Genomic DNA, 17,629 nt, shown 5'->3' on the forward strand with positions numbered 1-17,629 from the left:
TTACTAATATGGAAAATTTAAATTATGTCATTCACTTATTTCATAGTGGCGGGTATGTAATGTATCCATTGTTACTCTTGTCTTTCATGGTTATCGCTATAGCTGCAGAACGTGCTTTCTTCTATCGTAAGTATGCAGGTAAAACATTTGTTGTAACTCATGCCGTAAATGAATTCGCAAAATTACAACGTTGGGATGAAATTGATAAAGTAATTAAAGAGAACCCTTCTATTGCAAGTCGTATTGCGGAAGCAGGTTTAAATAATGATTCTAGCGAAGAAGCAATGAAGACCGCTTTTGCTGATCAAATGGGGGTTGATGCAGTTGGTTTCCGTAAATATATGGACTACTTAAGTGCAACAGTTACGATTTCTCCACTATTGGGTTTGCTTGGTACAGTAACAGGTATGATTGGTTCTTTCAGTATCCTTGACTCTGGAGCGGGTGCATCTGCCATTACTGGTGGTGTAGGTGAGGCTCTTATCGCTACAGCATCTGGTTTGTGTGTAGCTATTATGGCATTTATCGTTTACACAATTTTTAGTCATCGTTTGGATTCCATTATTAATCAAATTGAAAATATGTGTGTAAATATAGTTACAGCTAAACGAGAAGGGTGGAAATAATTATGAACTTGCAAAGCTTTCGTATGAAAACTAAGCCGGAATTCATGATCATTCCAATGATTGATATCATTTTCTTCTTGTTGGTATTCTTCATGATGAACAGCTTGCAAACAGTGGCTCAAAAAGCCTTGTCTGTACAATTACCACAGGCTACTAGTGCTTCTGCACCAGCTCAATTACCAGTGGTTTTAACATTAGATGCGGAGGGTCATATTACGATTGATAACAAGCCAATGAGCATTGACGATGCTGAGGCAATGGTAAAACAACGTATCCAAGAAAACCCTAATGCTAGTGTTATCTTACAAGCCGATAAACGAGCGGCTCATGGTCAAGTAGTAGCGATTATGGACATGTTAAAACAATCTGGCGTTAAACGCTTAGCTATTGCAGCTGAACAGAAAGGATAACTATGGGACTAGGCATATCATGGAAAAAAGCAGCCATTATATCCGCCGTAGTTCATCTTATTGCTCTCTTTATTGCTGTAATCTTTTTTGTAGTGGTTCCAGCCATTCAAGAAATGGATACCTATGAAATCGATCTCACACAAAGTGTGCTCGATGATGGTGGCAGTGGACATGCTGGTGGTGGCGGAGGTAACAGAGCCGATCTGTTCCCAAAACCATTGTCAGCAGATGAAGTAGCGGCAAGAACAAAGGCTGTTGTAGCAAATGTTGAACCATCTACAGCAACAGATATCCCTGATGCAGTAGATGTGGCAGCTAAAGCAAGCGAAAATAAAGGCAATACATCCGGTGATAATTCCGCTGTTGGTGGCACCGGCCCTGGATCTGGTGGCGGATCTGGCGGTGGTCATGGTACCGGTGAAGGCACTGGAGTTGGTGATGGTAGAGGCCATGGTACTGGTACAGGTGATGGTACTGGTGAAGGTGATGGTCATGGTACAGGTAAAGCAGCGTTCAATGTAGAGGGGTTTTATGCAGCTGTAGATAGCCAAAAACAAATTCCTTATGCGGCTATTAAACGTAAAATGAACGTAGATGTTACAATTAATGTAATGGCTAAATTAGATACTAATGGTAATTTAATAGATGTATATCCAACTAGTGGTGGGGATGAGATATTTGTAGAAGCTGCCCTTGATGCAGTGCGACGAGCGACTCCGTATCCAAATGAAACAGGGGATATACAACCAGTAGAAGTTCCTGTACACTTTGTAGTACAGGCCGATGGCGAAGATGAAGAAGAATAAATATATCTAAGTAATAAAGGAGATAAATATGAAATCTATTATTTTATATTCTTCCCTTACGGGAAATACTAAAAGTGTGGCGGAAGCAATGGCTTCCGTTATGCCTGAAGGTACACCTTGCGTTCCTGTAAAAGATGCACCTGAAAATTTAGCTGATTATGATACTGTGTTCGTAGGTTTCTGGGTAGACCGCGGTACAGCTAACAAAGAAGCGGCTAAGTTGATTGAAACTTTGACAAATCCTAACATCGTATTCTTTGCTACGTTGGGTATGTATGCTGATTCTGATCACGCTCGTGAAAGTATCGATAAAGCATCTACATTGTTGCAAAACAAAGAATCCCTTGTAGATGGGTTTGTATGCCAAGGTAAAATCGATCCTAAAGTAATCGAAATGATGTATAAAATGTTCCCACCTGGATCTGCACATGGTCAAAGCCCAGAACGCGATGCGTTACATAAAGCTGCAGAAACTCATCCAGACGAACAAGACTTTGCAAATGCAAAAGAATTCACAAAATCTGTACTTGCAAAGTTGCAAGCCTAATTTCTGAAAGGGGATTGGAGTATGAGTTTAGCAAGTTTCTTTGAGTCCATTCCGGAGAAACAACGCAATCTACAACTAGGTTTAGAATGCGATAATCCGATGAGTGGTGCATTTCCTCATAAACGTGTTGTTCATGCAGGTCTCAATGGTACGCTCGTTTCTCCAAAAGAAACGCAAACCGTTTGGGATACATTAATGAATGGGGCTCCTAAAAAGGGCGAAATGCAATGCGCTTACATTCATATTCCGTTTTGTAAGACAAAATGCACATATTGTGGATTCTTCCAAAACGGTACGAGTCAAAGTGTTGAAGACCAATATATTGATGGTCTTATCAGTGAATTAAAGCTCGCTAGTGAGCGTCCGAGATTAAAAGATGGCTTAATCCATGCCTTGTTTATCGGCGGTGGCACACCAACATCTTTATCTCCTACAAACTCTGAAAGACTGCTCAAAGCAATTAAAGCGTACTTGCCATTGGCAAATGATTACGAACTTACCTTAGAAGGTCGTATTCACGATTTAATTCCTGAAAATCTTGAAGTTTGGATGGCAAACGGTGTTAACCGTATGTCCATTGGTGTACAATCTTTCAATACAGAAGTACGTCAAATGGTAGGACGTTTAGATACGAAAGAAACCGTATTAGAACGTTTATCTGCCTTGAAAGCTTATGGTCAATGCTCTGTTGTTATTGACTTGATCTATGGTTTGCCTGATCAAACTATGGAGGTTTGGGAACAAGACTTAGCAGATTTGGTAAGCTCTGGCGTAGATGGTGCGGATCTATATCAATTAAATGTATTTGATGGTAGTGATCTCAATAAAGACATTGCAAACGGCAAAGTTCCAGCTGCAGCCACAACCGCGATGCAAGGTGAGATGTTTGAATTCGGTCGTAAATACCTTGATGAACGCTCCTATCGTCGATTGAGTGCCGCTCACTGGAGTGCTAATAATCGTGAACGTAGCTTGTATAACACTTTAGCTAAATCGGGCGTTTCAATGTTCCCATTTGGCAGTGGTGCAGGTGGTAACGTCGACGGTTATGGTATGATGTTACATCGTGCATTAAAACCATACGAAGATATGATTACCCGCGGTGAAAAACCATTTATGGCTCTTATGAAACAAAGTGATTTACAACCTATCGTAAATCAAGTAGTAAGTCAATTAGAACAAGGGTTCCTCAATATTATGAGTTTAGTAAAACTGGATTCAAGACTAGATGAATTGAACTGGCTCTATAAATTATGGGAAAAACGCGGTCTTGTTGCCTATAATGGTTTACTTTATAAATTGACTGCAGCAGGTGAATTCTGGACTGTAAATCTTACACAAAGTACATTAGAAGCAGTTGAATATATCCTGACTGGTAAGAACTCCTTTGCTGTAGAAGCAGTAGCTGCACAAGATACAAAAACAACTTCTAAAGACAATCCTAATCAAGAGGTACGTGGCATTGGTCAAGGTAAAGCTAATATTTCTGTGCCAACTGATGAAGATTCTGAAGCCCAACGTAAAGAAGCTCTCATTGCTAAGGCGAAAGCTGAAATTGCAAAGAGCGGTGCTTCTGGGGAAGCAGCAGAACGAATGGTACTAGCTATGTACAATTTGAGTGCTGATGAGATTGAATATATGATGGAGCGTATGATGTCTTAAACTGTTATGTTACACCTCAATTCTAACAACCTCTTCCAATAACCAACATATAATATACAAGACATATTACGTGACATATACGTACTATTTGTAGTACAAAGTAGCCCCAGACTTCGGTCTGGGGTTTACTTTTTATAGAGCGAAAGGTATTCTGTAGGTATAAGACTTACATGACTTTAAAAAGTATAACAATAGATGTATAAGAATAGATGTATAAGTCTATAAGGACAATAAAAAACAAATTGTTGTTAAAGTCATAAACCCATAAGTAAGATAGTGAATCTATAAGATGTGAAGTGATATGGTTTGTATAGCTAATAAAAGGTTTAGGAGGTTAGTATGAGTACATTTCCTCAAAAAAATATAGATATCGTAGGCATCGGTGCTAGTACATTAGACCGTTTTATAGTTGTGGATCATTATCCAACGGGCCGTGAGGTACAGCAAGTCGTATCGTCTACTACCGATGGTGGTGGACCAGTGGCTACAGCACTAGCGGTGGCCGGAAAATATGGTGCTTGTACGGCTATGATTGATAGTATCGGTGACGATATGGTAGGTCGTCACATATTAGATGACTTTGAAAAATACAATGTTAATACAAATGCAATTCAAGTTGAAAGAGGTGCTAAGAGTGGTGTTGCCACAATTCTTGTAAAACAAAGCACTGGTGAGCGTGCTGTATTTTTTGAACGATCTACTGCAACTGAGCCCGATTTTTTAGAGGTTCATAAGCAATTGATAGAAGACGCTTATATTTTGCATATTAATGGTCGACATCGCCAACTCATGCGTTCTGCTATGGCTGTAGCGAAAGAGGCAGGGACTATCATTTCTTTAGATGGTGGTGCTCAGCGTTACGATGAAGATATGAAGGCTATTACAGAAGATAGTCATATTGTTATCGTAGCTCGTGACTATGCTGAAAAATATACGGGCGCAACTAATTTAGAAGATGCTTGTCGTATCATTCATGACCGTGGTGCTTTAATTGCAGGTGTTACGGATGGGGCTAATGGTAGCTATTTTGTATGGCCTGATGGTACAGCGTATCGTTGTGAGCCATTCCCGCAGAAAAGTATAGTAGATACTACGGGGGCAGGGGATAGCTTTCATGGTGCTTTTTTAGCTAATTTAGCACATATAATTTATCATATGAAGGGGCAAGAAACGATTTCAACGAGTAAGTCTCACGGTGCATCTATACGTGCTGTAGAGTTGATCAAACATTGTGCGCACTCCGATTTAGAGAAGGCCGCTATTTTTGCATCTGCGGTAGCTTCTTTAAATACACAAGGCATAGGCGGGCGAAGTCCACTACCAACGTTACAGTCAGTGCAGGAACTTATAGGATAGGACTACGGTTATGTGGCAAAATATTTCAAAAAATCAAGTTCAGCAATATATGCAACAAAATCCTTATCGTCTATTAGCCCTTAGCTTTTTGGCTGCCATGACTATAGGGACGATATTACTTATGTTGCCCATATCAAATGCTCAAAGCAATAGTACAACGCTTGTGGATGCAGCTTTTACCGCAGTATCTTGTGTTTCTGTAACAGGCTTGACGACAGTAGATACCTATTATCATTGGTCCTTGTTTGGCAAAATCGTCATGGTAATCCTTATCCAATTAGGTGGATTGGGGATTGTTTCGTTTACCACTATTATTGCTCTAGTATTAGGGCGACGGGTAGGTCTAAAAAATCGCGTGCTTTTGTCAGAGGATGTAGGGCAAGATGGCATGAAAGGGCTTCTACATATTACGAAGAAACTAACTATTTATACCTTCTGTGTTGAAATTATTGGTGGTATTATCTATACTATTCAGCTATATCCCTATATTGGTGATGCTGCTTTATATACGGGGATTATGCAATCTATTTCCAGCTTTTGTAACGCAGGATTTATATTCTTTGATAATGATCTACCTTATGCCATGGTGGGCGATGTATTATTTAATATAAATACAATGGCCCTTATTGTAATAGGTGGTTTCGGATATCTCGCAACCTTTGATATTTGGTCGCATCGCAAGCTACGACGTTTTGTAGATTTAAAACTACACACAAAAATAATGTTAGTTGGCACAACGGCGCTCATCCTTTTAGGGACTATTATTTTCTTGGGAGTTGAGTGGGCGAATCCCAAAACTTTTGGTCCTTTACCTATATGGAATAAGGTCATGGCTGCTCTATTTCAATCGATTACCCCTCGTACGGCAGGTCTTGCAACTGTAGATTATAATGATTTGCATCCAATTACTCTGTTTATTACCATCATTTTTATGTTTATTGGGGCAGGCCCTAACTCCACAGGAGGCGGTGTTAAAATTAGTACTATTGCTGTCGCTTTTCTAGCATCGCGTACATTATTTAATAACCGTCCTGATACAGAGATTTTTGAACGTCGTATTTCGTTGCTTACTGTCCTTAAGGCAAATGGGATAATCTTTTTATCTATCCTTCTTGTTTTATTTGCTACTTGCTATTTGGCTTGGGATGAGCCGTATAACTTTATTCGACTACTTTTTGAGGTAACCTCTGCCTTTGGGACCGTAGGTCTTACAACGGGTATTACACCTGATTTATCTGAAAGTAGTAAATGGGTGTTGATGCTTGTCATGTTTACGGGTCGTGTAGGGGTTATGACTGTTATTGGTACTTGGGCGTTAAGAACGGCACCGACTAAACCAATTAGCTATGCAGAAGAGCGTGTATTGTTATAAAAACAGATTAGATTGAATATAAAAGGGGGCATATATGAAACATAAAACGATAGCAGTAATAGGTCTTGGTCAATTTGGTGGCACTGTTGCCAAGATGTTAGCTTCCATGGATCATGAGGTATTAGGTGTAGATATTGATCCAGAAGTTGTACAGAAAATTTCACCATTTATAACACATGCTATAGTTGCAGATACAACTGATGAAGAGGCAATCAAAGCATTGGCGCTAAGCCAGTTTGATATGGTTGTTGTGGCTATAGGTGGCAATCTTCAAGCTAATTTAATGACAGCTATGCTTCTTAAAGAGTTAGATGCACCTAAAATTGTGGCCAAGGCTGAAAATAATATACAAGGTAAAATGCTTCATAAAATAGGTGTAGATCAAGTGATTTACCCTGAATATGATATGGCATTACGCCTTGTACAATTTTTAACTAGAGATCATGTAATGGATTATTTGCAACTATCTAAAAATATTAGTCTCATAGAAGTTAAAGTACCGTCATTCTTGGTGGGGGCTAATTTAAAGGACTCCAATCTGCGTGAGAAATATAATCTTAATGCAGTAGGCATAAGACGCGGTGAGGATTTAGAAGTTCCACCAAACCCGATTACCATTCTCGGTGAAGATGATAAATTATTAGTCATTGGGAATAATTCTGATTTAGATGCATTAACGGAGTAGTATGTATACGAAAGATATATAACTACATCGAAAAAATATGATATAATAAGAATAGAATTCAGTATAGGCCATACGTATTCGTATGGCCTTTTTATATAGAAATGAAGGTTATTATGACAGAGGAACAATATATAGCGGCGCTGATCAATAACCCACATGGAATCCGTAATATTCCAAATCCTACGGAAGCAATGCAACTTACATGTGTGGGGCAAAACGGCATGCTGTTACAATATATTAAAGAACCTACTCAAAAGGTTATTGAAACAGCGCTTTCACAAGCACCACGAGCTATACAATTCGTTGAAAATCCTACAGAAGAATTGTTAAAAGCCTTAGTGGAAAAAGATTGGGCGGTTTTAGAATACATCAGCGATCCGTCTGATACATTAATTCAAAGCGCGTTAGCTCAATCAGGCTGGGCTATTCGCTATATTGCAAACCCATCTGAAGAATTGCAATTAGAAGCGGTGAAGGCGAATTATGATGCCTTACAATATATCAATGCTCCAAGCGAGGTTGTGCAGTTACAAGCCGTGCAAGAGAGTTACTTAGCCTTGCGCTACATTGATGAGCCTAGCGTAGCTGTACTAGAAGCAGCAGTAAAGCAAGATCCACAGGCAATGCGGCAGATTACAACCCTCACTAAGGACTTGGCCTTGCATCTATTTAAGGTAAGTGCGGCTATTGTCGGTTATATACCTAATACATTGGGTGTTACAGTAGACGAAATCAAAGCTATAATTGTAGATGCTATTTCCAGCGATACAGTTGATGAAGACTATATACGCGAGTTAATCAACAATAAAGCTATCGGTGGACGTCAATCAAAATGGCCTATTGATATATTGTCACTTATTGATATGTATGGTACTAGAACTGTTAAGAAAATCGCAGTAGGCGAATATTTGAAATATTAGAATGGAGATGTAATGAACTTTATAGATACAATGGCAAGCGTTGAATTAGTGCTTGCTGCTAATCAAGTACCCTTGCTCGTTGGTGAGACTGGCATTGGTAAAACCTCTCTCGCAGCGCGTGTAGCAGATGTACACGACTGGGAACTCGTTACTATCGATGGTAACCTGTTAAAAGAAGGTGAAATCGGAGGCTTGCCAACAGTAGAAACGGTGACGCATACAGATGGTCATGGCAACACACGAAATGTAAAAACTACGGTATACGCTGTGCATCATACTTTGGAACATGTGGCACGAGTCGTAGATAAAGGGCGCCAAGTATTACTATTTATTGACGAAATTAACCGCGCGGAACATGCGGTGCAACAAGAGTTGATGAACCTTATCTTAAACCGTGAAATCAATGGTTTCTCCTTAAGTGATCAAGTGCGCATTATCGCAGCTATGAACCCTGAGGATTCCTTTGATTACCAAACGATTGACATGGATCCGGCACAACAAAACCGTTTCGTATGGCTTTACATGAATGCTGATTATATGCAATGGATTGATTGGGCTATTGGTGCAGGTATTGAAGAAAAGGTTATTGAATTCATTTCTTCTTATCCAGAATATTTAAATCAACGTCACGAAGACGATATCGATGCTACTCCTCGTTCCTTTGAACGCGTGTCTGGTCTATATACGATTTATAAAAACCAAGAGGGAACAAGCTATAGCCGAGACGTATTTATGAATGTTATCCGCGGTAACGTAGGCAAACTCATTGCTGAGGCTTTTGTAAACTTTATCGAGTCCGACCAAGAACCTCTTATTACCTTTGATGATGTTTTGGCGGCGGTTCAAAAACCAGGTGCTATTATGTCTATGGCTGAGCAGATTAAAGGTGAAAGTCCAACTCGTCTATATGTAGCGGCAAAAAATATGTTGCATCGTTTAAATCACAATAGCAATGCGCAGGAAATTCATCACTTTGTGGAATTCCTAACCTTATATCCAGGTGACTTACGTGTGGCGGTTATGAAAGATCTTCGTAATACTTATGAGCGCGTTTACGCTTATGCAATTGAAGATGACTTGTTCGTCGATACCTTCTTTGAAGCACAAAAATAAGTCTATGTGAGTAGTTAGTTGAATCGAAGCTGTCTATATATAACCGATTTTAGTAAATTATTAGTTATGAGACTAATTGATATATAGAATATGATATAAATAAAATCTGATATTTAACGAAAAGGAGGTGTAAATATGCAACGAAATTTAGATAAGGACGATATTTGCGACGCCTCTGACTTACTGACGCACATCGATGGTTGGGAAAAGACTGGCTCGTATGATGTGGATGCCATCGAGGCTCTTGATCGATGGCATGCGAAACGAGAACGCATCCATCGTGAAGCAGAGGCTTTATATACGCAAATCTATGCTACCTATGAGGCCTATGTTGATACTTATGAAGAGCAGCATCATAGTGTTCAGCCAGAACGCATAGCGGCAGACCTTATGAACTACAATATGTCGGATAGCCATATTGGTACTATCGGGCGTGCTCTTGAAGACGTACAAGTGGAGGGAACAGATTTCGCCGTCATGCAGCAAGCTGTTATGACACCTGCCTATGAGCAACGGTTGTGGAATATATTGCATGATGTGAATAGCTTACTCCTTGAAGAGGACCAATTCTTTGGTTATTTCTATTTACAAATGGCTCATCGCATTCGCTTTGACATGACCAGTGCTTTTGGCATTAACCTAAAACAAGGTGGATATGTACTATACGTAAATCCTTTTATCTTGTTACGTCAACCGCCAGATGTGATGAAGGATGGCATTAAGCGTGAAGTTCTTCATATCATTTCTGCTCATTTGATGCGGGTAAAAGCACTGAGCCAAGGCTTTCACAAAACAGCAGTCCATATGGCTATGGACATGGTCGTAAATGATTACCTTGAACATGTGGACCGTGATGCGGTAATGGTGGCCAATGTAAATACGCGCTTTGGTTTGTTATTAAAGCGTTTCCGTACCATTGAATACTATGCGAAGGCTATTGATAAGGTCATGAAAGAAAAACCAGACCTTTTTGTGCCTATCGATAACGCAGATACAGCGGTTGCTATGGAGTTTGACCCTCAAACCAGCCATGATATTTGGGATGAATCCGATTCTATTGATACAGATACGATGGACCAAATTACGGAGCGCTATATCAACGAAGCCTCAAAGGGTGATATGGAAGGCTATGTGAAAAGCCTTATCGATACATTTCAAAAAACACGCCGCGCCTTGCCTTGGTATTTCTACCTTAAAAAGCTAATGGGCAAGGTAGCGAGTGGCTACAAAAAAACGACGATGCGTCGTAATCGTCGTCAACCTGAGCGTTTGGAATTATCTGGTACATTACGTCAACATAAGGCAAATGTATGGGTAGCTCTCGACATGAGCGGTAGTATAACTGATGTGGAGTTTACAAATGCTTTAGAGCAAGTGTTACAAATCGTGCATGCTTATAACCATCGTATTACCGTTGTAGAATGTGATAATGAAGTACGCCGCACCTATACGATGAAATCTGTAAAAGATGTAAAACCTCGCCTCGATGTGCGTGGTGCTACAGCCTTTACCCCTGTATTCTCTATGGCTAATCAAAACCGTGTAGATTTACTTGTATACTTTACAGATGGTAAAGGGGAAGAGCGACTCCGAGAGGCTCCAAGAGGCTATAAGGTGCTGTGGGTATTGACCGGTGAGAATCCACAATTATCTTTGCATAACCCGTACGGCATGGTTCGTGAACTCGGTTATGTGGGGATTGATGAGACTCAGGATATTGATGAGTTTGTACGCATGGCTAACCGCGGAGGCTTTTCTATGGCTAATCAAGAGATTTAGTCTATTAGGTCCCAAGTTTTTTATAGGTCTGATCTTGAACCAAGACGGTATACAAAAAAGACGCAATCCAGTGGATTGCGTCTTTTTTAGGTCTGTGGATTTATTATTAGCTGTTAAGCTCAATAGAGGAGCCTGGATCGATAATGAGTGCTGTTTGGTTATACTTGCCTTCTACAAGGCTTGTAAATACACCTGGTTCACGGTCGATAACGGGCCATGTTTTGTAGTGAATTGGAATGGAAATACGTGCTTTTACATAAGAAGCAGCAAGGGCTGCATCTTCAACCCCCATTGTATAATTATCACCGATAGGAAGAAGGGCGTAATCGATTTCACCAAAGCGATTTAATAATTTCATATCGCTAAAGAGTGCTGTATCACCAGCGAAGTATAGGATATCTCCATAGAAATCTACGATACAACCTGCAGCGTGACCGCCAGGGATGCCAGAGCCGTGGAAGGCAGGAACCATTCGAACAGAACCGAATTCAAAGTCGAACTTACCACCTAAATGCATGGCGTGTGTACGGCAACCGGCAGCAGCTGCTTTACCCGCTACCTCAGCAGTAGAGATAACGAGGGCGTCATTTGCTTTGGCAATAAAATCTGTGTCTCCATAGTGATCATCATGGCCATGACTGACAAAGATATATTGGCATTTAATATCTTCTTTTTTAGCGATATCCCATGTATTACCGGTCAAGAATGGGTCGAAAATCATGGATACATCGCCACGTGTGAGCATAAAGCAAGCGTGACCAAAATAAGTTAGTTTTGTTTTCATAGGAACACTTCCTTCCTTGTACATACAATTCTTAATTCTATTGTATAATATAATAAATGAAAATAAAACTATTGGTGATAATTTATACATAATTAGTAAGGATATATTATGGATTTAACACATTTTGATCAAGATGGAAATGCTTGGATGGTAGATGTATCAGATAAGGATATTACAACTCGTACTGCTGTGGCAGAAGGCTTTATTACTATTAATGATGCAATTTATGAACGCATTGCGGCGGGAACAATAAAAAAAGGGGATGTTCTTAGTGTGGCTCAATTGGCAGCTATTATGGGGGCGAAACAGACGAGTAATCTCATTCCCCTTTGTCATCCGTTAGCATTAACTAAGGTTGAGGTGCATTGTACTCTTGTTGCTGGTGAAAGTCCAGCCTGTACGGATTCTACACATAATAGAGCTGTTAAAGTTCATGCTACCGTAAAAACGACAGGAAAGACAGGTGTTGAAATGGAGGCACTTACGGCGGTTCAAGTAGGACTTTTAACAGTCTACGATATGTGTAAAGCTATTGATAAGGGGATGATTATAGGCCCTACATATCTTGTAGAAAAAGAAGGCGGGAAAAGTGGACATTTTGTCCGTTCCTTTGTAGAATAATATAGATATAAAGAATAGGGGATTGAAAATGGAAATAGTACTTTATGAGCCTGAAATTCCAGGTAATACAGGAAATATAGCGCGTTTATGCGCCGCCAATCATATGACCTTACATCTCATCAAACCCCTTGGCTTTTCTATTGATGACAAGCACGTAAAACGGGCTGGCCTTGATTACTGGCACTTGGTAGATGTACAGGTACATGAAAATATTCAAGAATTATATGAGAAATATCCGGATCGTAGATATTTCTATGCCACTACCAAAGCAAAGCATACTCATTCCGAGGTGAAATATGAAATTGGTGATATGCTCGTTTTTGGGCCTGAAACAAGAGGGTTGCCTGAAAGTTTATTAGATGGTAAAGAGGATACATGCATTCGTATACCCATGGTAGATGAAGCACGTTCTCTAAACTTATCTAATGCGGTGGCAATTATAGCTTATGAAGGTATGCGTCAACTTGATTATCCAGATCTTAAGGCTGAAGGCAATTGGATTCAATCTAAATAAATAGACTTTCATAATTGAGAAATATATTATACGTATGTGTTAGAAGATCTACCAAATCTATATGACCGGTAGCGATTTTAACGGTGTTGTTTGGAGGAGGATATTATGAACTACGATAAAGCTCATGATTTAGCTTACGCAATGCGTGAATCTGAAGAGTACAAAGAGTTAATGGCTGCTCAGGAAGCAGTGAAAGCAGATGCAGTAGCAACGGGTTTGGTTCGCACATTTATGGCTCAACAAATGCAATGGGAATATGCTAAGTTGTCCGGTGCTCCAGAAGCGGATGAGTTGCAAAAGAAACAAGAGGAATTGATGCCTCAAATTCAAGAAAATGCTGCAGCGGCTGCTTATTTGCAAGCGCAAATGCGTTGGAGCCAGATTTCTAATGATATTTATAAAATCATTAGCGAACCAATCACTGAGGGGATGAAAGTGTTAGATCATGGCGAACAACAACCAAAACATTAAGGTATTACAAACAGCTTTATTAGAAAAATTGCCAAGTACACGTGTACGAGAGCAAGAGCTTCTTTGTCATCATACGACATTCAAAATTGGAGGACCTGCGGACTTATTTATTGAACCTACTACGATGGCAGAACTTAGTTTTACACTTCGTACCATTCACGAATTAGATGTGCCTGTAACTATTATTGGTTGTGGATCTAATATTTTAGTGAAAGACGGAGGTATCCGTGGTGCTGTCGTATCAGTTCGACATATGACCCAAATCATGGATCGTAACGAAAACACATTGTGCATTGGTTCCGGGTATATGTTAAAGGATGCTTCTGAATTTGCTTGGGAGAATAGTTTATCTGGTCTTGAATTTGCCATTGGTATTCCAGGCACACTTGGTGGTGCCGTATTTATGAATGCAGGTGCTTATGATGGGGAAATGAGCCATGTAGTTACTGCCGTGAGAGCCGTAGATTTCCAAGGAAATATTAAAGAGTATGATGGATCTCACTTAGACTTTGCTTATCGTCATAGTGTATTCCACGATAATCATGAAGTTATTGGGGAAGTCATTATGACACTCAAACCAGGCGACAAGGATGCCATCAAGGCACGTATGGATGAGTTAACAGAAAAACGTGAATCAAAGCAACCTTTGGAATATGCCAGTGCAGGTTCAACCTTTAAGCGCCCACCAGGGTACTTTGCAGGTACATTGATTGAACAAACAGGCCTAAAAGGTTTGTCTGTAGGTGATGCGCAAGTATCTCATAAGCATGCTGGCTTCGTAATTAATACAGGTAGTGCAAGTGCGAAGGATGTACTTGACCTGATTAGTGAGGTACAACGTCGTGTGTATGATCAACATGGTGTACATCTCGAACCAGAAGTACGCATGATTGGTGAAGATTAATACAAATTAAATACTAATATAAGATTTCTTATGTAATGTTACTCTTTTAAGGATGACGGATTCATAAGAAATCTTTTTTTATAGTTTTTAAAAGAGTATGATAGGTTCATAGTTAGTTCATATTTTGGAGGCGATGATATGAATACTTTGTTGGCCCAGGAGATTTATGATAAAGCGCTAGAGTGTGGGTATGACAGTTGTGGTATAGTGCCTCTTGATGCACTTAATTTTTATAAAGAACGGTTGATAAAGCGTTTAGAAGATGTACCTGAAAGTAAAGAGGTATATGCGCATAGTAAAGATTTTTTAGCATTAAAAGAAAAGTATCCTTGGGCACAATCCATAGTGGTTTGTACTGAATATTTTGGTGATTATAAGTTTCCTGTATCTCTTCGAAACCGATATGCAAAAGGGTTGTTATTATCTTTGTCAAATATTCCTCACAGTGATGAGTTTAAACGACGGCAATCTTTTGAAGTCTGGCTTGGTGAAAATGGAATACGATATATTGGCGGTGAAACGGCGAAACCTGCCGGAATTATTCCTTTGCGGCCCGCTTCGGTAGCAGCTGGTTTAGACATTTATCGAAAAAATAATTTTTTTTATGGACCTAAAGGTTCTAGCTATGAACTGGTAGGCTATTTAATTGATGAGTCCTGTGAGTATATTCAACAGTTAGAGATACCACCATGTCCGGATTCTTGTGATTTGTGTCAGCAAGGTTGCAAGACAAAATCTTTATCTGCGCCGTTTACTATGAATCCGTTAACATGTGTATCTTTTATTAATACATTCGGTGACGGTAAATTGCCGGATAGCGTTACGGAGGATATGTTAGAGGCGTGGATATTAGGCTGTGATAACTGCCAGGATGCATGTCCTTTTAATGCAGATCATGACTGGAGTATTGGGCTGGATTATCCCGGACTTGATGAATTAGAGCCGTTGCTACAGCCAGAATATATTTTGAAAGCCTCTGATGAGGAGATTATAAAAAAGCTGATTCCTAAATTTTGTTTCCATTTAACAGATAAACAAATTCCGTTGTTGCGTAAATCTGCTAAGCGGGCGATAGCGCGTAAATAGGTTTTTGTCCTAAGATGAGTCAAAAGTATAATCGAATGTTGAAATTGCCATGATTAGAATAGGTGTACTATTTTGACTTTTTTCTATAGACTGCGTTATAATTAACTGTTGCCATTTTTGGAAAATATACCTACATAGCTACTTTCACAGAGGCTATGTGATATAGAATATACTGAAAGAATTAAAGGGAGGATCTTATGATTCGCGAAAATCTTCGTAATGTAGCGATTATCGCCCACGTTGACCATGGTAAAACTACTTTGGTGGACGCATTATTAAAACAAAGCCATGTGTTCCGTGAGAATGAAAAGGTAGCAGAACGCGTAATGGACTCAAACGACTTGGAACGTGAACGCGGTATTACTATTTTGTCTAAAAACACTGCTGTTATGCATGATGGCATCAAAATCAACATCGTTGATACTCCAGGCCATGCTGATTTCGGCGGCGAAGTAGAACGCGTACTTAACATGGTTGACGGCGTATTGCTTCTCGTAGATGCTTACGAAGGTCCAATGCCTCAAACTAAATACGTTTTGCGTAAAGCATTAGAGCAAAAATTGAAACCAATCGTAGTTATCAATAAAATCGACCGTCCTGACCAACGTGTTAAAGAGGTTGAGGATGAAGTCCTTGAATTGTTTATGGAACTTGAAGCTGACGATGATCAACTCGATTTCCCTGTAGTTTACGCATCTGCCCGTTCCGGTGTTTCCAAAACCAATTGGGATGACGAAGCTGTAAATATGGAACCGTTATTCAAGACATTGATCGACGAAATTCCTGCACCACAAGGTGATATGGAAGGCCCTCTTCAATTCATGGTAACTACACTTGATTACGATAACTTCATCGGTAAAATCGCCGTAGGTCGTATCGTACGCGGTAAAATGAAAACTAACCAACAGGTTGCCATCATGAATGGTGAAAGCACTCGTAAAGCGAAAATCGGTCGCGTATATACATACAATGGTTTGAATCGCGTTGAAACTGATGAAGCTGAAATGGGTGATATCATCGCCTTTGCCGGTATCGACGATATTAATATCGGCGAAACAGTAGCGGATGCTGAAAATCCTGAAGCATTGCCATCCATTTCCATCGACGAACCGACATTGTCCATGGTGTTCTCCGTAAATAACTCTCCATTCGCAGGCCGCGAAGGTGAATTTGTTACATCCCGTCACTTGCGTGATCGTTTGTTCCGCGAAGTAGAAACTAACGTATCCATGAAAGTGGAAGAAACTGATTCTGCAGATGCGTTCAAAGTATCCGGCCGTGGCGAATTGCATTTGGCTGTATTGATTGAAACTATGCGTCGTGAAGGCTACGAATTACAAGTAGGTAAACCTCGCGTAATCTTCAAAACTATTAACGACCAATTGTGTGAACCACTTGAAGCATTGACTATCGACGTGCCTCAAGAATTCATGGGGACCGTAATGGAAAACCTTGGTCAACGTAAAGCTGAATTGACTAATATGGTTGAATTAGCGGGTTACCTTCGCATGGAATTCGTAGTTCCTGCTCGTGGTTTGATTGGTTTCCGTGCACAATTCTTAACAGCTACAAAAGGTAATGGTATCATGAACCATGTATTCCATGGTTACGCACCATATAAAGGTGAAATTCCTTCCCGTACACGTGGTGCTTTGGTAGCATTCGAAAATGGTGAAACCACACCATATGGTTTGAACTCCGTTCAAGATCGTGGTACATTGTTCGTTGGTCCTAACCAAGACGTGTATGCAGGCCAAGTTATCGGTGAAAATACACGTGAACTTGATATGGATGTTAACCCATGTAAGAAAAAACATGTTACCAACATGCGTTCCAGTTCCTCTGATGAAGCGGTACGCTTGACTCCACCTCGTATCTTCTCCTTGGAACAAGCTCTTGAGTGGATTAACGATGATGAACTTGTTGAAGTAACACCTGAAAGCATTCGTATGCGTAAAACAATCCTTGATCGT

At 40.0% G+C, this 17,629-nt stretch carries 18 protein-coding genes; 17 read left to right on the forward strand and 1 reads right to left on the reverse strand.

Translation table 11 applies throughout. From position 1 onward, the window contains the following. Positions 1-8: 8 nt before the first annotated feature. The 11 genes from RYO55_RS06940 (at position 9) to RYO55_RS06990 (ending at position 11,276) form a co-directional block, all read left to right on the forward strand. Positions 9-626, forward strand: a complete 618-nt coding sequence (locus RYO55_RS06940; RefSeq protein WP_123137758.1) for a MotA/TolQ/ExbB proton channel family protein — start codon at positions 9-11, stop codon at positions 624-626. Positions 627-628: 2 nt separating this feature from the next. Continuing rightward, positions 629-1,036, forward strand: a complete 408-nt coding sequence (locus RYO55_RS06945) for a biopolymer transporter ExbD (RefSeq protein ID WP_004698605.1) — start codon at positions 629-631, stop codon at positions 1,034-1,036. Positions 1,037-1,038: 2 nt separating this feature from the next. Then, positions 1,039-1,842, forward strand: coding sequence for an energy transducer TonB (locus tag RYO55_RS06950; protein WP_004696671.1), 804 nt, complete (start codon positions 1,039-1,041; stop codon positions 1,840-1,842). 28 nt (positions 1,843-1,870) lie between these two features. Then, positions 1,871-2,389 (forward strand): flavodoxin family protein, encoded by a 519-nt coding sequence (locus tag RYO55_RS06955; protein ID WP_101928803.1) that lies wholly within the window; start codon positions 1,871-1,873, stop codon positions 2,387-2,389. A 21-nt stretch (positions 2,390-2,410) separates the two neighbouring features. Next, positions 2,411-4,051 (forward strand): heme anaerobic degradation radical SAM methyltransferase ChuW/HutW, encoded by a 1,641-nt coding sequence (hutW, locus tag RYO55_RS06960; protein ID WP_314984803.1) that lies wholly within the window; start codon positions 2,411-2,413, stop codon positions 4,049-4,051. Positions 4,052-4,390: 339 nt separating this feature from the next. Beyond that, the gene (locus tag RYO55_RS06965) at positions 4,391-5,407 is read left to right on the forward strand and encodes a PfkB family carbohydrate kinase (protein WP_314984805.1); all 1,017 of its coding nucleotides are present in this window, start codon (positions 4,391-4,393) and stop codon (positions 5,405-5,407) included. Positions 5,408-5,417: 10 nt separating this feature from the next. After that, positions 5,418-6,779, forward strand: a complete 1,362-nt coding sequence (locus tag RYO55_RS06970; RefSeq protein ID WP_314984806.1) for a potassium transporter TrkG — start codon at positions 5,418-5,420, stop codon at positions 6,777-6,779. A 34-nt stretch (positions 6,780-6,813) separates the two neighbouring features. After that, complete coding sequence (locus RYO55_RS06975) at positions 6,814-7,464, forward strand: TrkA family potassium uptake protein (RefSeq protein ID WP_227037136.1); 651 nt, start codon at positions 6,814-6,816, stop codon at positions 7,462-7,464. 113 nt (positions 7,465-7,577) lie between these two features. Next, entirely contained in the window at positions 7,578-8,384 is an 807-nt protein-coding gene (locus RYO55_RS06980; protein WP_314984807.1) for a hypothetical protein, read from the forward strand. A gap of 12 nt (positions 8,385-8,396) precedes the next feature. Next, a complete protein-coding gene (locus RYO55_RS06985) occupies positions 8,397-9,497 on the forward strand; it encodes an AAA family ATPase (protein ID WP_308521458.1) in 1,101 nt (366 codons plus the stop codon). 135 nt (positions 9,498-9,632) lie between these two features. Further along, positions 9,633-11,276 (forward strand): VWA-like domain-containing protein, encoded by a 1,644-nt coding sequence (locus RYO55_RS06990; protein ID WP_314984808.1) that lies wholly within the window; start codon positions 9,633-9,635, stop codon positions 11,274-11,276. Between the two features lie 106 nt (positions 11,277-11,382). Here the strand turns inward: RYO55_RS06990 and RYO55_RS06995 are convergent, their stop codons facing one another. Continuing rightward, the gene (locus RYO55_RS06995) at positions 11,383-12,060 is read right to left on the reverse strand and encodes a metal-dependent hydrolase (protein ID WP_004696654.1); all 678 of its coding nucleotides are present in this window, start codon (positions 12,058-12,060) and stop codon (positions 11,383-11,385) included. A gap of 108 nt (positions 12,061-12,168) precedes the next feature. Between RYO55_RS06995 and moaC the strand changes: the two genes are divergently transcribed. The 6 genes from moaC to typA form a co-directional block, all read left to right on the forward strand. Next, the gene (moaC, locus tag RYO55_RS07000; RefSeq protein WP_314984810.1) at positions 12,169-12,681 is read left to right on the forward strand and encodes a cyclic pyranopterin monophosphate synthase MoaC; all 513 of its coding nucleotides are present in this window, start codon (positions 12,169-12,171) and stop codon (positions 12,679-12,681) included. 28 nt (positions 12,682-12,709) lie between these two features. After that, entirely contained in the window at positions 12,710-13,195 is a 486-nt protein-coding gene (trmL, locus tag RYO55_RS07005; RefSeq protein ID WP_004696651.1) for a tRNA (uridine(34)/cytosine(34)/5-carboxymethylaminomethyluridine(34)-2'-O)-methyltransferase TrmL, read from the forward strand. A 105-nt stretch (positions 13,196-13,300) separates the two neighbouring features. Beyond that, positions 13,301-13,666, forward strand: coding sequence for a YlbF family regulator (locus RYO55_RS07010; RefSeq protein WP_314984812.1), 366 nt, complete (start codon positions 13,301-13,303; stop codon positions 13,664-13,666). Then, a complete protein-coding gene (murB, locus tag RYO55_RS07015) occupies positions 13,641-14,570 on the forward strand; it encodes a UDP-N-acetylmuramate dehydrogenase (RefSeq protein ID WP_302498127.1) in 930 nt (309 codons plus the stop codon). Before RYO55_RS07010 ends, murB begins: the two co-directional genes overlap by 26 nt. A 138-nt stretch (positions 14,571-14,708) precedes the next feature. Then, on the forward strand, positions 14,709-15,656 hold the full coding sequence (locus tag RYO55_RS07020) for a 4Fe-4S double cluster binding domain-containing protein (RefSeq protein ID WP_314984814.1): 948 nt from the start codon (positions 14,709-14,711) through the stop codon (positions 15,654-15,656). A gap of 197 nt (positions 15,657-15,853) precedes the next feature. Continuing rightward, on the forward strand, positions 15,854-17,629 hold a 1,776-nt coding region (gene typA, locus RYO55_RS07025; RefSeq protein ID WP_287529111.1), incomplete at its 3' end, for a translational GTPase TypA.

The organism is uncultured Veillonella sp. (assembly GCF_963551295.1).
Lineage (GTDB): Bacteria > Bacillota > Negativicutes > Veillonellales > Veillonellaceae > Veillonella.